Raw genomic sequence first — 18,908 nt, 5'->3', positions numbered from 1 at the left:
GGTAAATAACAGCTACCCAATAGAAAGTATTACCTGGGCACTCTGTTGTTTAATATAGCTATCGATGGTCTATTCTTTAAACCACTGAGGCATATTTGACTGTTCCACAAGCACGCGGGTAAACGAGTCCTGATTTTTGTCATCTTTAGCACATTGAAGTTCTTCAAATCCCCATTTCCCATCGCGATTAGAGAAATAAACTGTGTACTTGTCTGTATTGAATCCAAAATATCGCTCAGTTGAGTCACTAATCCTCAAAGAACCACACATTGCTGAATTATGCCATTCACTACTTGTTGCCCAATCAAGTACTAGCACTATGAAATTTTCTGCCCAGCGAGGCACTGCAAATAATAGCAGCGATGTAACCATGAGAATCCCGAAAAAAGTAATTAACTGATGGCCGATCAATTTATTTGATATCGATAGAAAAACAAAATATGAAACTGGTTGTAGTATCATAAAAAAATATATAGTAAAGAAAGCCAGTTTCCATCCAAATTCAAGCAATGGGGAGTCACTTACATCCATGTTACTAAATTGCATGAAATAACTAGCCGCATAAGCACTTGTAATTAAATAAAGTAAAGATACAGCACTACCAAAAACAAATTTCATTTTATTAAAAACAATATGACCGCTGCGTTCAAGATCAAAGAAAACAAGTATTCCACTAACAGCAACATTAATAATAAATATTAAAATAAACCATCTAGCAAACCATATCAAACCCATGTTTAGGGAAAATAATGATAATATAAAAAACAACAAGGAAAGTAATGACATTATCCCTGATATCTTTTTAACAATCTTATCATTATTAAAATAGATAAAATACCTTATTATTCCTTCAAGTTTTCCCTTCTGAAAGAAGCAAGCAGAAACAGTAATAACAAGAAAAGAAATAATAAGTAATTTTTTGAGGTAAAACGCCTGATTAATTAAAAACATATTACCAATTAAAAAAAATGACAAAACAATATAAATAAAGTTATCTTTTGTTTTTTTAAATAGCATTGCAATTCATCCATAAAATAATTTCAGATTAAAAATTAATGTATGAGTAATTTTAATACCTTCTAAACTCATACGGCACCACATACTCTTTCCGGTTCGCATCCAGATAATCTGCCCACCATTGCAGCATTAGCCTGCGCTCATCCAGATGCTCCGCTTTGTGGATATAGGCAGCACGGACGCCGTTGCGTTCCTGATGACTCATTTGCCTTTCTACCGCATCCCGTGACCACTGGCCGGATTCGACCAGTGCACTACAGGCCATAGTGCGGAAGCCGTGTCCGCAAACCTCGGCGGTGGTGTCATAACCCATGGTTCGTAATGCATTGTTGACGGTGTTTTCACTCATCGGTTTAGTTGGCCGACGATCGCCGGGGAAGATCAGTTCATGAGCGCCGCTGATGGTCTTAATCTCTTCCAGCAGCGCTAAAGCCTGTCGGGATAATGGCACCAGATGTTCAGAGCGCATCTTTGCGCCGCGCTGCGAATGCTTCACACCGGGGATGACTGCACGTTCAGCCGGTATCGTCCACATCGCGCGTTTAAAATCGATTTCCGGCCAGCGGGCAAAACGTAGCTCGCTGGAGCGGATGAAAACGCACAGAGTAAGTTTTAACGCCAGCTTGGTTAATGCCCGCCCTTTGTGGTGTTCAATCCTTGCCAGAAAATCCGGTAGCTTGTTCAGTTTCAACGCTGGCCGATGGGTGGCTTTTGGCGTGGCTATCGCCCCGGAGAGGTCTTGCGCGGGGTTACGCTCTATCAGATCGTTCTGCACCGCGTAGCGCATGATATCGGTGACGCGCTGGCGCAGTCGTGACGCCAAATCAAGATGACCGTTCTGTTCCACGACTTTCAGCGGCTCCAGCAGGTCTTTGGTTTTCAGGTCGGCAATATGGCGATGCCCGATAGCAGGCAGTAAATTTCGTTCCATATCGCGCCATACCCTTCCGGCGTGTGTTTCTGACCACCGGTTTTGGCTAATGTTTCGGTGCCAGTCCTGCGCGATCTTCGCAAAAGTATTCAACGCCTCTTGCGCCTGCTCTTTTTGTTCTTCGCGCTTTTCCGTTGGGTGGATGCCCTCCAACAGCAGCAATCGCACCTCGTCACGCTTCTCTCTGGCCTTTGCCAGCGAGACTAGCGGATAGGCACCGAACGCAATCCGGCTTTCCTTACCTTCAAAACGGTACTTAAGATACCAGCGCTTAGAGCCGTTAGGACTCACCAAAAGATACAGGCCGTGCGCGTCCGCGAGCTTATAGGCTTTGTCGCGGGGCTTGGCGGTACGGGCAACAACGTCAGTCAGCGCCATAATTTGGGGGTCAACTCCTAATCGAAGTGAACTGACCCTCATCTTGACCCCCAAATCATCTGGATGTCAATGGACGAAAAAAGACCAATGTGGATAAAGCATGTAAATCAGAGAATAGACAGATAAGCAAAAATCACTTATTTAACAAAGAAATATGGACATTGACGGAAGATTATGGACATAAAAAAAGCCACCCGAAGGTGACTGATTTTTCCACAATGGTGCCGAAGGCCGGACTCGAACCGGCACGTATTTCTACGGTTGATTTTGAATCAACTGCGTCTACCGATTTCGCCACTTCGGCACTGAAGTAGTATGCGGAAAACGGGGGGATTATACCGTGCAGCCACGTCCGTGCAACCTTAATCCATCAATCCGCGACTGAGTGATGAAAAATTCGTCTTATCACCGCCCTGCACGATGACAACCCGGTTCCACAGAGGCGTCTGCGGCTTGAATGCATAATCGCTTGGCCTGTTCAGAGCAAAACAGGGTAACCTTAACGCATGAATAAAGAAGCTGAACTGAAACGCGCCAAACGTCTGGCGCTGTCGTTGCTCGCTCTTGCGGCCGCCATCTTTGTGGTAACCCTGTGTCTCCCCCCCAACTTCTGGGTGAGTGGGGCGAAGGCGATCGCCGAAGCGTCGATGGTCGGCGCTCTGGCGGACTGGTTCGCCGTTGTAGCGCTATTCCGCCGGGTCCCGCTACCATTGATATCCCGCCATACCGCGATTATTCCACGTAATAAAACGCGGATAGCAGACAATCTCGCCCGCTTTGTTCAGGAGAAGTTCCTCGATACCGAATCACTCTTAACACTGATTCGTCGACATAATCCCGCTCAAATCGTAGGCCGGTGGCTGCAGACCCCCGAGAACGCCGAACGGCTAGGTAGCTACCTGCTGCAATTTATGCGCGGCATTTTAGATATGGCGGATGACCAGCGTATTCAGCGATTTATTCGCCGTGCGGTCCACAAAGCTATAGATAAAGTGGACCTCACCCAGTCCGTCGCCGCTCTATTGGACAGTCTGACTAAAAATAATCGCCACCAACAGTTGCTGGACACGATCATTGAACAACTGCTGAGGATGGTGAACAAGCCCTCGACACGCGAATTTATTGCGGTCCAGATCGTCCGTTGGCTGAAACGCGAGCATCCGGTCACGGAAAAGATCCTGCCCTCGGAATGGCTGGGTGAACGCAGCGCCGAGGTGGTCGCCAATGCGGTTAACACGCTGCTGGACGAGGTAGTGCGCGACGAGGGTCACGAACTGCGTCAGCACTTTAATCGTAGCGTCGCACGGCTGATTGAACGACTTCGCACAGACCCGGAAATGGCGCGGCGAGCCGAAGCGATTAAGCGCTATTTGAAAAACGACGAAGCGCTGAATCACTATCTGAGCGACCTTTGGGGCGACCTGCGCGCCTGGCTCAAGGCCGACCTCAATCAAAGCGACTCCGCCGTACAGGCCCACATCAGCGCCATCGGTCAGTGGCTGGGGCAAACGTTGATGGAGGATGAGGGACTGCGAACGTCGCTGAATCAGCATTTGGAAGAGGCGGTGCGCACTCTTGCGCCAGAGTTCGCAGACTTTCTGACGCGCCATATCAGCGATACGGTGAAAAGCTGGGATGCTCAAGAGATGTCGTATTTGATCGAACTGAATATCGGTAAAGATCTACAGTTCATTCGCATCAACGGCACGCTGGTGGGGGGAAGTATTGGATTGGGACTGTATCTGCTGTCGCAACTGCCTGACCTGATTGTCATACTGCGCGCTTCAGCCGCGCTTTAGCCGATGATTCGTTACAAAAGACAACGGGCCAACAGGCCCGTTTAAATCAACAACTGAGAACGTCTAGCGCCGTTTCAGCAGTAGCATCACACTGATGGTCAGGAACAGGAGGCTCGGGAGCAAAGCCCCCAACACTGGCGGCATATGGTACACCAGGCTCAACGGACCAAAGATCTGGTCCAGCACGTAAAACAGGAAGCCGAAGCTGATACCAATGACGATACGCATACCCGCTGGCACGTTTCTCAACGGGCCGAAAATAAACGACAGCGCCATCAGCATCATCACCGCCACCGATAGCGGAGAAAAGATTTTGCTCCACATATTGAGCTGGTAACGGCCCGACTCTTGTCCGCTCTGCTTCAGGTAACTAATGTAATTATGCAGGCCGCTGATGGAAAGCGCGCTGGGTTCCAGCGCCACCACGCCCAGCTTGTCGGGCGTCAGGCTCGTATGCCATTCACCGCTCAAGGTCTGGCTGCCGCCGATCTTTTTGCTGTCGGTCAGTTCAGACGTATCGACCTGCGACAGTTTCCATACGCCGCCGTCAAAGGTGGCAGAGGCCGCATAACGGACCGACAGCAGCTTACGGTCGTAATCGAAGTGATAAATACTCACGCCCGCCAGCTCTTTCTCGCCCACAACGCGCTGAATGAAAACGAAATCAGCTCCATCTTTGGCCCACATCCCGTTCTGGGTAGACAGCATCGAACCGCCGAACATCATCTGCGAACGGAAATTACGCGCCATCTGTTCGCCCTGCGGCGCCACCCACTCGCCGATAGCCATAGTCAGCAGCACTAGCGGGATAGCCGTCTTCATGACCGCACCTGCAATCTGCAGGCGGGAAAAGCCGGAAGCTTGCATGACGACCAGTTCGCTGCGCGTCGCCAGCGTTCCCAATCCCAGCAGTGCGCCTAACAGCGCCGCCATCGGGAAAAACGTTTCAATATCTTTCGGAACGCTAAGCAAGGTATAGAACCCCGCGCCCAAGGCCGAATAACCGCCCTGCCCGACTTTACGCAGCTGCTCGACAAATTTGATGATGCCGGATAGCGATACCAGCATGAACAGCGTCATCATGATGGTATTGAAAATAGTTCTACCGATATAGCGGTCTAAAACACCAAACATCAGGCCGCTCCTCTTTGTGTCAGGCGGTATCTCAGTTTACGCAATGGAACGCTGTCCCACAGGTTGAGCGCTACGGCAATCGCCACATAAACCGCATTGGTGAGCCACATCCATACCAGCGGATCGAGCTTGCCCTTACCGGCATTAGATCGCAGCGAAGTCTGCAGCAGAAAGAAAATCAGATAGAGCAACATGGCAGGCAACATGCTCAGCACGCGACCCTGGCGAGGATTCACCACGCTAAGCGGTACGACGATAATCGCCATCACCAGTACAGACAAGATCAGCGTCAGGCGCCAGTGAAACTCGGCACGAGCGCCGATATCATCGGAACGCCACAGCGACCTCATATCCATCTGCTCAACGTTGTTAGGGTCGACCGTGACCGCCTGATGTCCTATCAACGCTTGATAGTCCGAGAAGTCCGTGATGCGGAAGTCACGCATCATGGCCGTCCCTTCATAGCGAGTGCCTTTATTCAACGTCACTATCTGCGAACCGTCGTCGCCCTGTGAGACAGTGCCGTGATCGGCCACCACCACGGAAGGCCGCGCGTTGTCACGTGGACGCATCTGAGCCAGGAATACGTGTTCGAACTCCTTGCCGCTGACGTTACCCACGAATAACACTGAATTGCCGTCCTGAGACTGCTGGAACTGCCCTTCCGCCAACGTAGCCATACCAGGATTCGCTCTGGCCTCGGCCAGCACCTCGTCCTGATGCCGCGACGACCAGGGGCTGAGCCACAGCACGTTGACCGTCGCCACCACGGCTGTCGCTAACGCCAGCCAGGCCGCAGACTTCAGCAGCACGTTTCTGCTCAGTCCGCATGCGTGCATCACGGTGATTTCACTTTCGGCATACAGTCGCCCAAAGGTCATCAGCAACCCGAGAAACAGGCTCAACGGCAAAATAAGCTGCGCCATTTCCGGCACGCCCAGCCCCAATAGGGATAAAACCAGATTAGTCGGGATGTCACCGTCCACCGCCGCGCCCAGTATTCGCACTAATTTCTGACAGAAAAAAATCAGCAGCAGAATAAACAGGATAGCCAGCTGGCTTTTAAAGGTTTCCCGTACCAGATATCGAATGATGATCACGCTCAATACGCCTGTGAAAACTTGTCTTTTTGCAGGAAAGTCGATAGTTTTTTCGCTAACTCGCCATTTATACTCATTTGTGGCAACCTTCTCGTAGCTAAACCGGTATTACAACATCCTGCGTTCGGGATGTGCTATCAGAACCTGCAAAGCCTTATTACAGATTCGCTACGTCGTTCAGATTAACACAGGTTATGTTAACGCGACGGCGGGAAAGTATTACGGAGTGCCACATTCTAACCGTAGCACCCGCTGTTGTCTTTAAAGATTCAGGAGAGTACATGGAGTTCAGCGTAAAAAGCGGTAGCCCGGAAAAACAGCGCAGTGCCTGCATTGTCGTCGGTGTATTCGAACCGCGTCGTCTGTCACCTATCGCCGAACAACTGGATAAAATCAGTGACGGCTACATCAGCGCCCTGCTGCGCCGTGGCGAGCTGGAAGGCAAAGTCGGCCAATCATTGCTCCTGCACCATGTACCGAACATTCTTTCCGAGCGCATCCTGCTGATCGGTTGCGGAAAGGAGCGCGAGCTCGACGAGCGCCAGTACAAGCAGGTGGTCCAGCGCACCATCAACGCCCTTAACGATACCGGCTCTATGGAAGCCGTCTGCTTCCTGACCGAGCTGCATGTAAAAGGTCGTAACACTTATTGGAAAGTGCGTCAGGCCGTTGAAACAGCGAAAGAGACGCTGTACACGTTCGATCAACTGAAAACCAACAAGGTGGAACCGCGCCGTCCACTGCGCAAAATGGTCTTCAACGTCCCGACCCGCCGCGAGCTCACCTCCGGCGAACGCGCCATTCAGCACGGTCTGGCGATTGCCTCCGGCATCAAAGCCGCCAAAGACCTCGGCAACATGCCGCCTAATATCTGCAACGCCGCCTATCTGGCATCGCAAGCCCGTCAGTTGGCTGACGCCTACGGCCACGTCACCACCCGCGTCATCGGCGAACAGCAGATGAAAGAGCTGGGGATGAACGCCTATCTAGCCGTGGGACAAGGCTCTCAAAACGAGTCGCTGATGTCGGTGATTGAATATAAAGGCAACCCCGACGCCGACGCTAAACCCATCGTGCTGGTCGGCAAAGGACTGACGTTCGACTCCGGCGGCATCTCCATCAAACCCGCCGACAGCATGGACGAAATGAAATACGACATGTGCGGCGCCGCCACGGTATATGGCGTCATGCGGATGGCGGCGGAGCTGGAACTGCCGCTGAACATCATCGGCGTACTGGCGGGCTGTGAGAACATGGTCGACGGGCGCGCTTACCGGCCGGGCGATATCCTGACCACCATGTCAGGTCAGACGGTGGAAGTCCTGAATACCGATGCGGAAGGCCGACTGGTCTTGTGCGACGCCCTGACCTACGTCGAACGTTACGAACCGGATGTGGTTATCGATATCGCCACGCTCACCGGCGCCTGCGTGATTGCGCTGGGTCACCACATCACCGGCCTGATGTCCAATCACAATCCGCTGGCGCATGAGCTACTGGGCGCTTCAGAACAGGCTGGCGACCGGGCATGGCGCTTGCCGATGCAGGACGAATATCAGGAACAGCTGGAGTCCAATTTCGCCGATATGGCGAACATCGGCGGTCGTCCCGGCGGCGCCATTACGGCGGCCTGTTTCCTGTCTCGCTTCACGCGTAAATACAGCTGGGCGCACCTGGACATCGCCGGTACCGCTTGGCGTTCCGGCAAAGCCAAAGGTGCGACGGGCCGTCCGGTGGCGCTGTTGTCACAGTTCTTACTCAACCGTGCCGGTCTGAACGACGTCGAGTAAGGGTACCTACCCGCGCTGACAGTGCATCCGGCGCATCACGACACTTAGGCGATTCCCGCGCAGGCGGGAATCTGCGTTTAACGCAAGCCTTGTCTACCCGCTCCAGTCAGAAACCAGCGACGGAAATTTAGGTAATCATGAAAAACGCAACGTTCTATCTTCTCGAAACAGAAGACCAAAGCGGAGAACTTAACGCGGTGGAAGCACTGACCTGCGAGCTGGCCGCCACACTGTGGCGAGCGGGCAAACGGGTGCTCGTTGCCTGTGAAGACGAGGCGCAGGCGCAGCGGCTGGATGAAGCCTTGTGGCAGCGTCCGCCACACACCTTCGTGCCGCACAACCTGGCGGGGGAAGGTCCGCGTCAGGGGGCTGCTGTCGAGTTGGCCTGGCCCCACAAGCGAGGCAACGCGCCGCGCGAGGTCTTGATCAACCTGCAACCGCAGTTCGCAGATTTTGCCACCGCTTTCCATGAAGTGATAGACTTTGTCCCTTACGAAGAATCCCTGAAACAGTTGGCGCGCGACCGCTATAAAGCCTATCGCAGCGTCGGCTTCCGATTGACCACGGCTACACCGCCAACCCACTGAATTTTGAGCATAATGGAAAAGACATACAACCCGCACGATATAGAGCAGCCGCTTTACGAGCACTGGGAAAAACAAGGCTACTTCAAGCCAAACGGCGATACCGAGCAAGAAAGCTTCAGCATCATGATTCCGCCGCCCAACGTCACCGGCAGCCTGCACATGGGTCATGCTTTTCAACAAACCATTATGGATACTCTGATCCGCTATCAGCGCATGCAGGGCAAAAATACGCTGTGGCAAGCGGGGACCGACCATGCCGGTATCGCCACGCAGATGGTGGTTGAGCGTAAAATCGCCGCCGAAGAAGGCAAAACGCGCCACGATTACGGCCGCGAAGCCTTCATCGACAAAATCTGGCAGTGGAAAGAAGAATCCGGCGGCACCATCACGCGCCAGATGCGACGTCTGGGCAACTCCGTGGACTGGGAGCGCGAACGCTTCACCATGGATAAAGGCCTGTCCGACGCCGTGAAGGAAGTCTTCGTCCGCCTTTACAAAGAAGATCTGATCTATCGCGGCAAACGCCTGGTGAACTGGGATCCGAAACTGCGCACCGCCATCTCCGATCTGGAAGTGGAGAACCGCGACGTCAAAGGCTCCATGTGGCACCTGCGTTACCCGCTGGCCGACGGCGCCAAAACGGCGGAAGGCAAAGACTATCTGATCGTCGCCACCACCCGTCCCGAGACCGTATTGGGTGATACCGGCGTGGCGGTAAACCCGGAAGATCCTCGCTATAAAGATCTGATCGGCAAAGACGTCATTCTGCCGCTGATCGGCCGCCGCATCCCTATCCTCGCGGACGAACATGCCGACATGGAAAAAGGCACTGGCTGCGTAAAAATCACGCCAGCCCACGACTTCAACGACTATGAAGTCGGTAAACGTCACGCGCTGCCCATGATCAACATCCTGACCTTCGACGGCGATATCCGTGAGCAGGCGGAAGTGTTCGACACCAACGGTAATGCCTCCGATGTCTATGACGGCACCATCCCGGAAGCCTTCCGCGGCATGGAACGCTTTGCCGCGCGCAAAGCGACCGTGGCCGCTTTCGACGAATTGGGCCTGCTGGAAGAGATCAAAGCGCATGACCTGACGGTGCCTTACGGCGACCGCGGCGGCGTGGTGATCGAACCGATGCTGACCGACCAGTGGTACGTCCGCACGGCGCCGCTGGCCAAACAGGCGGTGGAAGCCGTGGAAGAGGGTCGTATCCAGTTCGTACCGAAGCAGTATGAAAACATGTACTTCAGCTGGATGCGCGATATCCAGGACTGGTGTATCTCCCGTCAGTTGTGGTGGGGCCACCGTATTCCGGCCTGGTACGATGCCAACGGCAACGTCTACGTCGGCCGCGATGAAGCCGAAGTGCGCCGCGAAAACCATCTGGCGGAGGATGTCGCGCTGACTCAGGACGAAGACGTGCTGGACACCTGGTTCTCCTCCGGGCTGTGGACCTTCTCCACGCTGGGTTGGCCGGAACAGACGCCAGAGCTGAAAGCGTTCCATCCAAGCAGCGTGATGGTCAGCGGCTTCGACATCATTTTCTTCTGGATCGCCCGCATGATTATGCTGACGATGCATTTCATCAAAGATGAAAACGGCCAGCCGCAGGTGCCGTTCAACACCGTCTACATGACCGGTCTGATTCGTGATGACGAAGGCCAGAAAATGTCCAAATCCAAGGGTAACGTCATCGACCCGCTGGATATGGTCGACGGCATCTCTCTGGAAGCGCTGCTGGAAAAACGTACCGGCAATATGATGCAGCCGCAGCTGGCGGAAAAAATCCGCAAGCGCACAGAGAAGCAGTTCCCGAACGGTATCGAACCGCACGGTACCGACGCCCTGCGCTTCACGCTGGCGGCGCTGGCCTCCACGGGTCGCGACATCAACTGGGACATGAAGCGCCTGGAAGGCTATCGCAACTTCTGTAACAAGCTGTGGAACGCCAGCCGTTTCGTCCTGATGAACACCGAAGGACAGGATTGCGGTATGCAAGGCGGCGAACGTGTCCTGTCTCTGGCCGACCGCTGGATTCTGGCTGAATTCAATCGCACGGTGAAAGCCTACCGTGAGGCGCTCGACAGCTACCGCTTCGATCTCGCGGCCAACATCCTCTATGAGTTCACCTGGAACCAGTTCTGCGACTGGTATCTGGAACTGGCCAAGCCGGTCATGAACGGCGGCAGCGAAGCGGAACTTCGCGGCACCCGTCACACGTTGGTACAGGTGCTGGAAGCGCTGCTGCGTCTGGCGCACCCGATTATTCCGTTCATCACGGAAACGATCTGGCAGCGCGTGAAAACGCTGAAAGGCATCGATGCCGATACCATCATGCTGCAGCCGTTCCCGGCCTTCGATGTCGCGCTGGAAGACAGTCAGGCGCTGCACGATCTGGAGTGGATTAAACAAACCATTATCGCCGTGCGTAACATTCGCGCCGAGATGAATATTGCTCCCAGCAAACCGTTGGAAATGCTGCTGCGCGACAGCAACGCCGACGCGCAGCGCCGGGTAGCAGAGAACCTCAGCTTCATCAAAACGCTGGCGCGACTAGAGAGCATCGACGTCCTGCCTGCCGGCGATAAAGGCCCGGTTTCCGTCGCCAAGCTGGTGGACGGCGCCGAGCTGCTGATCCCGATGGCCGGTCTGATCGACAAGGTCAGCGAGCTGGATCGCTTAGCGAAAGAGGTCGCGAAGATCGATGGCGAGATCTCGCGTATCGAAAGCAAACTGGCGAATGAAGGTTTTGTGGCGCGCGCCCCGGAAGCGGTCGTCGCCAAAGAGCGCGAGAAGCTGACCCACTACGCTGACGCGAAAGCGAAGTTGCTGGAGCAGCAGGCAACCATCGCCGCGCTGTAAGCAAAATCATCTTCGACCCCGTGCGATCTGCTCGCGGTCGACAAAAAGGGAGATCGTCCAGATCTCCCTTTTTATTGCATTGCGTCCCCCTTTAAACAATACCTCTACAGTCCGTTTGTCGGATATCGAAACGCATAACGCAATCCCTTATACAATCGTCGCAGCCAGCCTGTGTACGGACGGCTGCGACGATTGCATTCGAGCCGAATAAAGTGTTATTACAGTCAGTGTATCCACTTTCCTCATTTGGCCACGACGGTAAACTGAAAAGCGAGCATTGAAGCACCATGACAATCGCAACTCCCGTTCAACTTTTGATTCGCCCCATCACTGCGGCCGACAACGCCGCGATGGCTGGCGTGATCCGCCGCGTGTCGGCTGAGTTCGGGTTGACGGCGGACAAAGGCTACACCATCGCCGATCCCGATCTGGACTCGCTGTTCCAACTGTACGACCGCCCGCAGTGTGCTTATTGGGTGGTGGAGTGCGGCGGCGAAGTGGTTGGCGGCGGCGGCGTGGCCCCGCTGTCAGGAGGAGATGCGGATATTTGCGAGCTACAAAAGATGTATTTTTTACCGGTGGCGCGTGGACGGGGGCTCGCCAGACAGCTTGCACAGCAAGCCCTGGAATTTGGCCGTCAGCACGGCTTTAGCCGCTGCTATCTGGAGACGACCGGCCACCTTACCAGCGCCATTCGGCTCTATGAAAAGTTGGGATTTCGCCAAATTCCCTATGCCTTAGGGAGCACCGGTCATGTGGACTGTGAAGTGAGAATGATGAAGCCGCTGTAAGAAATGGCTGACGGCGGTGACGCCGCCGGCAACATCGCGAGGCCCGGAGAAGAGGGCCTCGCAGAGATCGAAGAATTAGTGACGCTTGCCGTCATCATCCTCGTCGTAAAATTCACCTTCGCCTTCATCATCTTCGTCAGAGCCGTTCGGGTCTTCGAAGTAAGTGCCCCAGCCATCGTAATTGATCTCATGACGCTCGGCCAATGCCAGCAGCTGTTCGACCTGGCCGTCGATGATTTCGGCTTTGAGCGACACTTCGCTGATCACGTCGCAGCACATCAGCAGCAAGCCTTCTTCAACTTCCAGCTCTTCCGCATCCGTGACTTCGTAGCCCAGCTTGAAGGCGTCAACCGCCACCTTTTCCAGGTCTTCGAACTTCTCGGCGGAGAAGTGATGCTCGATAGTGTAGACCGCGTCAGGATCGCTGCCATCCTCCAGCAACTCTTCAATAATCAGCCGCGTTTCTTCACGCTGCTCTTCCAACAATTCACGGTTTACCATGACTCAGTCCTCATTAATCGGCGAGATATCGTCGCATTGTCCCACAGCCCCGCACCCGGCTCCACCACAAAGTTTGACCCTGGCACTTGAAATTGAATATTTACACATATAAAGTGAATTTTAATTCAATCACAAGGATTGTCCGCACGGAGATAAGCACAATGAACCCGTTCTACAAACGTCATTTTTTGAGACTCATGGATTTTACGCCAGCAGAAATCAGCAGCCTGTTATCCCTGTCAGCAAAACTGAAATCAGACAAAAAAAAGGGGGCAGAAACCCGTCACCTGCAAGGGAAAAACATCGCACTCATCTTCGAAAAAGATTCGACCCGCACTCGCTGCTCTTTCGAAGTTGCTGCGTACGATCAGGGTGCGCAGGTCACCTATCTGGCCCCAAGCGGCAGCCAGATTGGTCATAAGGAGTCCATGAAGGATACGGCGCGCGTGCTGGGACGGATGTACGACGGTATTCAGTACCGTGGCTATGGTCAGGCGCGAGTCGAAACGCTGGCGGAGCTGTCCGGCGTCCCCGTATGGAACGGGTTAACCGATGAATTTCATCCCACCCAGCTGCTGGCGGACCTGCTGACGATGCAGGAGCACACGCCTGGCCGCCCGCTGTCCGGGCTGAAGCTGGCCTACGTCGGCGATGCCCGTAACAATATGGGTAACACCATGCTGGAAGCGGCAGCGTTAACCGGACTGGATCTGCGTCTGATCGCCCCGAAAAGCTGCTGGCCGGAAACGGGTCTGGTCGCGGAATGTCAGGCCGCAGCAGAGAAAACCGGCGGCAGCATCACACTGACGGAAGACATTGCGATGGGCGTCAAAGACGTCGATTTCATCTATACCGACGTGTGGGTCTCCATGGGAGAACCCAAAGACGTGTGGGCGCAGCGCATCGATTTGCTAAAACCCTATCAGGTCAATATGGCCATGATCGCAGCATCGGGCAATCCGCAGGTTAAATTCCTGCACTGCCTGCCCGCCTTTCATGACGACCAAACGGCTATCGGCAAGCAGATGGCCGAACAGTACGGGTTGCACGGCGGCATGGAAGTCACCGATGAGGTATTCGAGTCCAGACACAGCATTGTGTTCGATCAGGCGGAAAACCGGATGCACACGATTAAAGCCGTGATGGTCGCCACTCTGAGTCCCAGCCTGTAGCGCATCGTTTCACTGTCGTCCCGGCCCCATAATCGGTCCGTCGACGGCAGTGGAGCACAATCCATTCGCAACCGATTGCTGACAGGCAAAAGCTGCGTTTTTCGCTTGAAATCACCTCTTCCGCGCGTATAATTCCGGGCAGTTTGCCGGGAGGAACCATGTACAACGCAGCCATCTTTGTCGGTCATCAACCGCAACTGCCTTCTGGCAGCCACGCCGCGTTTTTTCTCCCTGTACATCCTGTTTCATTGAAAAAAGCCCCTCGTTGAGGGGCTTTTTTTTGTCTGTCGAAAAGGGCGTCAGGCCGCCACCCTGTAGACCGTGCCGAACCGTTAGGAGAATCGCCAAATGGTCAATCCGCTTTATAAAAGACACATTATCTCAATCAACGATCTCAGCCGGGACGATCTGCTGCTGACGCTGAAAGTCGCCGCCAGCCTGAAAGCCAACCCACAGCCCGAGCTGTTGAAACATAAAGTGATTGCCAGCTGCTTCTTCGAGGCTTCCACGCGCACCCGTCTTTCGTTCGAAACCGCTATGCACCGTCTGGGCGCCTCCGTGGTAGGCTTCGCCGACAGCAGCAACACGTCGCTCGGAAAAAAAGGCGAGACGCTGGCGGACACGATTTCCGTGGTCAGCAACTACGTGGACGCCATCGTGATGCGCCATCCGCAGGAAGGCGCGGCTCGTCTGGCAGCGGAGTTCTCTCAGGGCATTCCCGTCCTGAATGCCGGGGACGGCGCCAACCAGCACCCTTCTCAGACGCTGCTCGACCTGTTCACCATTCAGGAAACGCAGGGGCGGTTGGATAACATCAACATCGCGATGGTCGGGGATCTGAAATACGGCCGCACCGTCCACTCTCTGACGCAGGCGCTGGCCAAGTTCGAGGGCAACCGCTTCTACTTTATCGCGCCCGATGCGTTGGCCATGCCGGACTATATTTTGAAAATGCTGGACGATCGGAACATTCCTTATAGCCTGCATAACAGTATCGAAGAAGTCGTGCCGGCGCTGGATATCCTCTACATGACGCGCGTCCAGAAAGAGCGGCTCGACCCGTCCGAATACATCAACATCAAAGCGCAGTACATCCTGCATGCCGTGGATCTCGCCGAGGCGCGCGCGAATCTGAAAGTGCTGCATCCCCTGCCACGCATCGATGAAATCACTACCGACGTCGATGACACGCCCTACGCCTACTATTTCCAGCAGGCCGGCAACGGCATTTTCGCGCGTCAAGCTCTGCTGGCCCTGGTGCTGAACAGCGAACTGGTTCTGTAAGAGAGGAAGACACATGACTCACGACAACAAATTACAGGTGGAAGCCATCAAACGCGGTACGGTGATCGACCACATTCCGGCGCAAATCGGCTTTAAGCTGCTCACCCTGTTCAAGTTCACCGACACCGACCAGCGCATCACCATCGGTCTGAATCTGCCGTCTAACGAGCTAGGCCGCAAAGACCTGATCAAGATCGAGAACGTTTTCCTGACGGAAGAACAGGCCAATCAGCTGGCGATGTACGCGCCGCAGGCAACCGTCAATCAGATCGACCAGTACAACGTCGTGCGCAAGCTGCATCCGCAACTCCCTGAGCATGTCCACGGCATCCTGACCTGCCCGAACACCAACTGCATCAGCCACAGCGAACCGGTCACCTCTTCCTTCACCGTGAAATCTCATGAAGACGAAGTGCTGCTGAAGTGCAAATACTGCGAAAAAGAGTTTGAACGTCAGGCGGTGCTGAACAGCCGCTGAGCGACCGGATATCAGAAACCTATTGCCTCGTGAAGCGACTCACGGGGTAGAATGGGGTTATGTTTCAGGAATAATGGATGCTGCAAGCACGCATTCGGACTCAATCAGGAGAAAACATGTCTCGCATTATCAGTACGGAACACGCTCCGGCCGCTATCGGTCCTTATGTTCAGGCCGTCGATCTCGGCAATATGGTACTTACCTCGGGTCAGATCCCCGTCGATCCTAAAACCGGTCTGGTTCCTGACGACGTCGCCGCGCAGGCACGCCAGTCGCTGGAAAACGTCAAAGCCATTGTTGAAGCCGCCGGTCTGAAGGTGAGCGACGTGGTGAAAATGACAGTATTCGTCAAAGACCTGAACGACTTTGCGACGGTGAACGCGACTTATGAAGCTTTCTTCAATGAAAACGATGCCCCGTTCCCGGCCCGCTCCTGCGTGGAAGTCGCTCGCCTGCCGAAAGACGTGAAGATCGAAATCGAGGCCATTGCCGTTCGCCGCTAAGCGCGCCGCCTCCTCGCCAATAAAAAAGACGCGCCCCGAAAGGCGCGTCTTTTTCGATCTTAACTCCAAGTATTAATTCATCATACCCGTCCAGAAAAGCAGCGCGGAATCGCGCGCATCCCTTAATCGGCGTCGCTCTCGTTCTGCGCCATCACTTCCTGCAACCAGCCGCCGCGCATCTCCGGTACGGCGATCAGCAACTCGCGGGTATACTCGTCGAGCGGCGGAGACAGCGCTTCTTCCACCCGGCCCTGACGGACAATCCGCCCCTGACGTAACACCGCGACGCTGTCCGCGACTTCCCGCACCACATGCAAATCATGCGTGATGAACAGGTAGGAGACGCCGGTTTCCTGCTGGATGCGACGCAACAGCGCCAGCACATCGCGCGCCACCAGCGGGTCCAGCGCAGACGTTGGTTCATCGCAGATAATCAGTTCCGGCTGTGCGGCCAGCGCGCGAGCGATGCACACACGCTGCTTCTGGCCGCCCGAGAGCGACGTCGGCAGACGATGTGCGATGTCGGCGGAGAGTCCGACCTGCTCAAGCAACGCATTGACACGCCCGCGGCGCGCGGCAGGGTCAAGATCCGTCAGGCAGACCATCGCTCGCTCGATTTGCACGCTCACACTGAGACGCGGATTCAGCGCCATGTCCGGGTGCTGGTGAATCATTTGAATGGACTGCAGCTGTCGTCGGCTACGCTTCGCCAGCGTCGCAGGCAGCGTTTCTCCCCGCAGTCGGATATCTCCCTGACTGGGCGCCAGTAATCCGCACACCGTGCGCCCGAGCGTCGATTTGCCCGACCCGGACTCGCCGATCACCGCCAGCGTGCGCCCTCGCGCCAAACGGAGCGAAATGTCATGAAGCACCGGCTGACGCTGATAGCGCGCCTCTAACTGCTCGATGTCCAGCAGCACCTCGCCCTCATCCGGCTGCGGCATTTTCGGTTCGCCGCGCGCCTGCAACAGCTGACGGGTGTACTCCTGCGACGGGCGCGCCAGGATCGCCTCCGTCGCGCCGACTTCCACCTGCCGCCCCCGGCGCAGCACCATGATGCGCTGGCTCAGCTGCGCCACCACCGCCAGATCGTGACTGATGTAAAGTGCCGCCACGCCGGTCATACGGATGATGTCGTCGATGGCTTTGAGCACGCCAAGTTGAGTCGTGACGTCCAGCGCCGTGGTCGGTTCATCGAAGATAATCAGCTCCGGTCCCGCGCACATCGCCATCGCGATCATCGCCCGCTGCAACTGCCCGCCGGACACCTGATGCGGATAACGCTGGAAGAAGCTCGACGGGTCGGGCAACGACAGCTGAGCGAACAGCGTCATCGCCCGTTCGATCGCCTGTCGACGCGACATCACACGATGGCGCACCGCCGTTTCGATCACTTGCTCGCCGATCTTGCGGGCTGGATTAAAAGCCGTACTGGCCGACTGGGCAACGTAGGCGATGCGGGGACCGCGCACCCGGCGCAGCTGGCGCTCGGATAACGCCGCCAGATCTGTTCCCTGAAACCAGATATGACCGCCCTGAATCTGCATCCCGTGGCGGCAGTGACCGAGAATCGCCTGACCAATGGTGGACTTGCCCGCGCCGGACTCGCCAATCAGCCCCAGCACCTCGCCTTTTTTCAGCGAGAACGAAATGTCCTGAACCAGCGTGCTATCACCCGCCACCACTTTTAATGCTTCGACTCGCAGCAGCTCAACCATGTCGACCTCCCTGCCAGCGACGGCCGTCGCGACTCAGCAGCCAGTCGGCCACCACGCTGAGCGATATCGCCAGCAGCGCGATCGCCGCGCCCGGCACCAGCGCAGCCCAGACGCCAAACAGAATGCCGTCTTTATTATCCCGCGCCAGCCCGCCCCAATCGGCGGTCGGCGGCTGGATGCCCATCCCCAGAAACGACAGGGCGGAGAGGAACAACAGAATGAAAATAAAACGCAGTGCGAACTCCGCGATCAGCGTGGTCAGCGCGTTCGGCAAGATTTCCCGCCACAGGATCCAGCGCATCGATTCGCCGCGCATCCGCGCGGCTTCAATAAACTCCTGCGTCGCCAGATCGACCGCCAACGCCCGCGCCACACGCAGTACCTGAGTCGCTTCGAGCACGCCCAGCACGACGATAATGACGAACAGGCTTTTCGGGAGCAGCGCGAGCACCACCAGCGCCAGGATCAGGGTCGGGATCGCCATCAGCACATCGTTGACGCGAGAGATGACCTGATCGATCACGCCGCCGCACACTCCGGCCAGAAAACCGAGCAGCGTGCCGAGAACAAATGCCAACGCGGCCGCCAGCGCCGTCACGGTCAGCGACGTCCTCGTCCCCCAAATCAATCGGGAAAACAGGTCTCGGCCCAAATTATCGGTGCCCAGCCATGCGCGATCCATCGGCCCTGACCACGCGCCGCCGATCACCTGATCGGCCGGGAAAGGCGCGATCCAGGGGGCGAAAACGGCCACCAGAATAAACAGGCTCAGCCCTGACAGGCCGAGTACAACGGAAGGTTTCACAGGAGGCATGTGCTCTTATCCATTACCATCAAGACGATCTTGTGGGCCGCGC

General features: G+C 55.4%; 16 protein-coding genes and 1 tRNA gene. 9 read left to right on the top strand and 8 right to left on the bottom strand.

The window, feature by feature from the left end:
* Positions 1–69: 69 nt before the first annotated feature.
* From BLU64_RS17025 to BLU64_RS12410, 3 genes are all read right to left on the bottom strand, one after another.
* The gene (locus BLU64_RS17025) at positions 70–1,017 is read right to left on the bottom strand and encodes a hypothetical protein (RefSeq protein ID WP_051625595.1); all 948 of its coding nucleotides are present in this window, start codon (positions 1,015–1,017) and stop codon (positions 70–72) included.
* Between the two features lie 52 nt (positions 1,018–1,069).
* On the bottom strand, positions 1,070–2,326 hold the full coding sequence (locus BLU64_RS12415) for a tyrosine-type recombinase/integrase (RefSeq protein ID WP_026744091.1): 1,257 nt from the start codon (positions 2,324–2,326) through the stop codon (positions 1,070–1,072).
* Positions 2,327–2,545: 219 nt separating this feature from the next.
* A tRNA-Leu gene (locus BLU64_RS12410) sits at positions 2,546–2,630 on the bottom strand.
* A 202-nt stretch (positions 2,631–2,832) separates the two neighbouring features.
* Here BLU64_RS12410 and BLU64_RS12405 point away from each other — a divergent pair.
* The gene (locus BLU64_RS12405) at positions 2,833–4,125 is read left to right on the top strand and encodes a DUF445 domain-containing protein (protein ID WP_026744090.1); all 1,293 of its coding nucleotides are present in this window, start codon (positions 2,833–2,835) and stop codon (positions 4,123–4,125) included.
* 63 nt (positions 4,126–4,188) lie between these two features.
* Here BLU64_RS12405 and lptG read toward each other — a convergent pair whose 3' ends face one another.
* Positions 4,189–5,259, bottom strand: coding sequence for an LPS export ABC transporter permease LptG (gene lptG / locus BLU64_RS12400; RefSeq protein ID WP_074728892.1), 1,071 nt, complete (start codon positions 5,257–5,259; stop codon positions 4,189–4,191).
* Positions 5,259–6,359: an LPS export ABC transporter permease LptF gene (gene lptF / locus BLU64_RS12395; RefSeq protein ID WP_026744088.1), complete on the bottom strand. Its 1,101-nt coding sequence runs from the start codon at positions 6,357–6,359 to the stop codon at positions 5,259–5,261. The genes lptG and lptF overlap by 1 nt, the downstream gene beginning before the upstream one ends.
* 281 nt (positions 6,360–6,640) lie before the next feature.
* Between lptF and pepA the strand changes: the two genes are divergently transcribed.
* From pepA to BLU64_RS12375, 4 genes are all read left to right on the top strand, one after another.
* A complete protein-coding gene (pepA, locus tag BLU64_RS12390; RefSeq protein WP_074728891.1) occupies positions 6,641–8,149 on the top strand; it encodes a leucyl aminopeptidase in 1,509 nt (502 codons plus the stop codon).
* Positions 8,150–8,286: 137 nt separating this feature from the next.
* Positions 8,287–8,736, top strand: a complete 450-nt coding sequence (locus tag BLU64_RS12385) for a DNA polymerase III subunit chi (RefSeq protein ID WP_074728889.1) — start codon at positions 8,287–8,289, stop codon at positions 8,734–8,736.
* 12 nt (positions 8,737–8,748) lie between these two features.
* Positions 8,749–11,604, top strand: coding sequence for a valine--tRNA ligase (locus tag BLU64_RS12380; RefSeq protein WP_074728887.1), 2,856 nt, complete (start codon positions 8,749–8,751; stop codon positions 11,602–11,604).
* Positions 11,605–11,891: 287 nt separating this feature from the next.
* Positions 11,892–12,395: a GNAT family N-acetyltransferase gene (locus tag BLU64_RS12375; protein ID WP_074728885.1), complete on the top strand. Its 504-nt coding sequence runs from the start codon at positions 11,892–11,894 to the stop codon at positions 12,393–12,395.
* Between the two features lie 75 nt (positions 12,396–12,470).
* Here BLU64_RS12375 and rraB read toward each other — a convergent pair whose 3' ends face one another.
* A complete protein-coding gene (gene rraB, locus BLU64_RS12370) occupies positions 12,471–12,896 on the bottom strand; it encodes a ribonuclease E inhibitor RraB (protein ID WP_026744083.1) in 426 nt (141 codons plus the stop codon).
* Between the two features lie 161 nt (positions 12,897–13,057).
* On the opposite strand from rraB, the gene argF reads away from it, so the two are divergent.
* The 4 genes from argF to ridA all read left to right on the top strand — a co-directional run bounded on the left by argF (position 13,058) and on the right by ridA (position 16,333).
* Positions 13,058–14,068: an ornithine carbamoyltransferase gene (gene argF, locus BLU64_RS12365; protein ID WP_026744082.1), complete on the top strand. Its 1,011-nt coding sequence runs from the start codon at positions 13,058–13,060 to the stop codon at positions 14,066–14,068.
* A 348-nt stretch (positions 14,069–14,416) separates the two neighbouring features.
* Positions 14,417–15,352, top strand: a complete 936-nt coding sequence (gene pyrB, locus BLU64_RS12360) for an aspartate carbamoyltransferase (RefSeq protein ID WP_026744081.1) — start codon at positions 14,417–14,419, stop codon at positions 15,350–15,352.
* 13 nt (positions 15,353–15,365) lie between these two features.
* Positions 15,366–15,830, top strand: a complete 465-nt coding sequence (gene pyrI, locus BLU64_RS12355; RefSeq protein WP_026744080.1) for an aspartate carbamoyltransferase regulatory subunit — start codon at positions 15,366–15,368, stop codon at positions 15,828–15,830.
* A gap of 116 nt (positions 15,831–15,946) precedes the next feature.
* Positions 15,947–16,333: a 2-iminobutanoate/2-iminopropanoate deaminase gene (gene ridA, locus BLU64_RS12350; protein WP_026744079.1), complete on the top strand. Its 387-nt coding sequence runs from the start codon at positions 15,947–15,949 to the stop codon at positions 16,331–16,333.
* Between the two features lie 122 nt (positions 16,334–16,455).
* On the opposite strand, the gene BLU64_RS12345 is transcribed toward ridA, so the two are convergent.
* Both BLU64_RS12345 and BLU64_RS12340 read right to left on the bottom strand, forming a co-directional pair.
* A complete protein-coding gene (locus BLU64_RS12345) occupies positions 16,456–18,051 on the bottom strand; it encodes an ABC transporter ATP-binding protein (RefSeq protein WP_026744078.1) in 1,596 nt (531 codons plus the stop codon).
* Entirely contained in the window at positions 18,044–18,865 is an 822-nt protein-coding gene (locus BLU64_RS12340) for an ABC transporter permease (protein ID WP_026744077.1), read from the bottom strand. The genes BLU64_RS12345 and BLU64_RS12340 overlap by 8 nt, the downstream gene beginning before the upstream one ends.
* Between the last annotated feature and the right edge of the window lie 43 nt (positions 18,866–18,908).

The sequence above is a fragment of the Lonsdalea quercina genome (genome assembly GCF_900107885.1).
GTDB classification, from domain to species: Bacteria; Pseudomonadota; Gammaproteobacteria; order Enterobacterales; family Enterobacteriaceae; genus Lonsdalea; species Lonsdalea quercina.
The sequence above is the reverse complement of the archived record's forward strand: the minus strand, read 5'-3'. Positions and strand labels throughout refer to the sequence as shown.

Bases quoted from the DNA above. Each gene is read 5' to 3' on its own strand.
- pepA (WP_074728891.1), top strand. From the start codon at position 6,641: ATGGAGTTCAGCGTAAAAAGCGGTAGCCCGGAAAAACAGCGCAGTGCC.
- BLU64_RS12340 (WP_026744077.1), bottom strand. From the start codon at position 18,865: ATGCCTCCTGTGAAACCTTCCGTTGTACTCGGCCTGTCAGGGCTGAGC.
- rraB (WP_026744083.1), bottom strand. From the start codon at position 12,896: ATGGTAAACCGTGAATTGTTGGAAGAGCAGCGTGAAGAAACGCGGCTG.
- BLU64_RS12375 (WP_074728885.1), top strand. From the start codon at position 11,892: ATGACAATCGCAACTCCCGTTCAACTTTTGATTCGCCCCATCACTGCG.
- BLU64_RS12415 (WP_026744091.1), bottom strand. From the start codon at position 2,326: ATGGCGCTGACTGACGTTGTTGCCCGTACCGCCAAGCCCCGCGACAAA.
- argF (WP_026744082.1), top strand. From the start codon at position 13,058: ATGAACCCGTTCTACAAACGTCATTTTTTGAGACTCATGGATTTTACG.
- BLU64_RS12385 (WP_074728889.1), top strand. From the start codon at position 8,287: ATGAAAAACGCAACGTTCTATCTTCTCGAAACAGAAGACCAAAGCGGA.
- ridA (WP_026744079.1), top strand. From the start codon at position 15,947: ATGTCTCGCATTATCAGTACGGAACACGCTCCGGCCGCTATCGGTCCT.
- BLU64_RS12380 (WP_074728887.1), top strand. From the start codon at position 8,749: ATGGAAAAGACATACAACCCGCACGATATAGAGCAGCCGCTTTACGAG.
- BLU64_RS12405 (WP_026744090.1), top strand. From the start codon at position 2,833: ATGAATAAAGAAGCTGAACTGAAACGCGCCAAACGTCTGGCGCTGTCG.
- lptG (WP_074728892.1), bottom strand. From the start codon at position 5,259: ATGTTTGGTGTTTTAGACCGCTATATCGGTAGAACTATTTTCAATACC.
- BLU64_RS17025 (WP_051625595.1), bottom strand. From the start codon at position 1,017: ATGCTATTTAAAAAAACAAAAGATAACTTTATTTATATTGTTTTGTCA.
- pyrI (WP_026744080.1), top strand. From the start codon at position 15,366: ATGACTCACGACAACAAATTACAGGTGGAAGCCATCAAACGCGGTACG.
- pyrB (WP_026744081.1), top strand. From the start codon at position 14,417: ATGGTCAATCCGCTTTATAAAAGACACATTATCTCAATCAACGATCTC.
- BLU64_RS12345 (WP_026744078.1), bottom strand. From the start codon at position 18,051: ATGGTTGAGCTGCTGCGAGTCGAAGCATTAAAAGTGGTGGCGGGTGAT.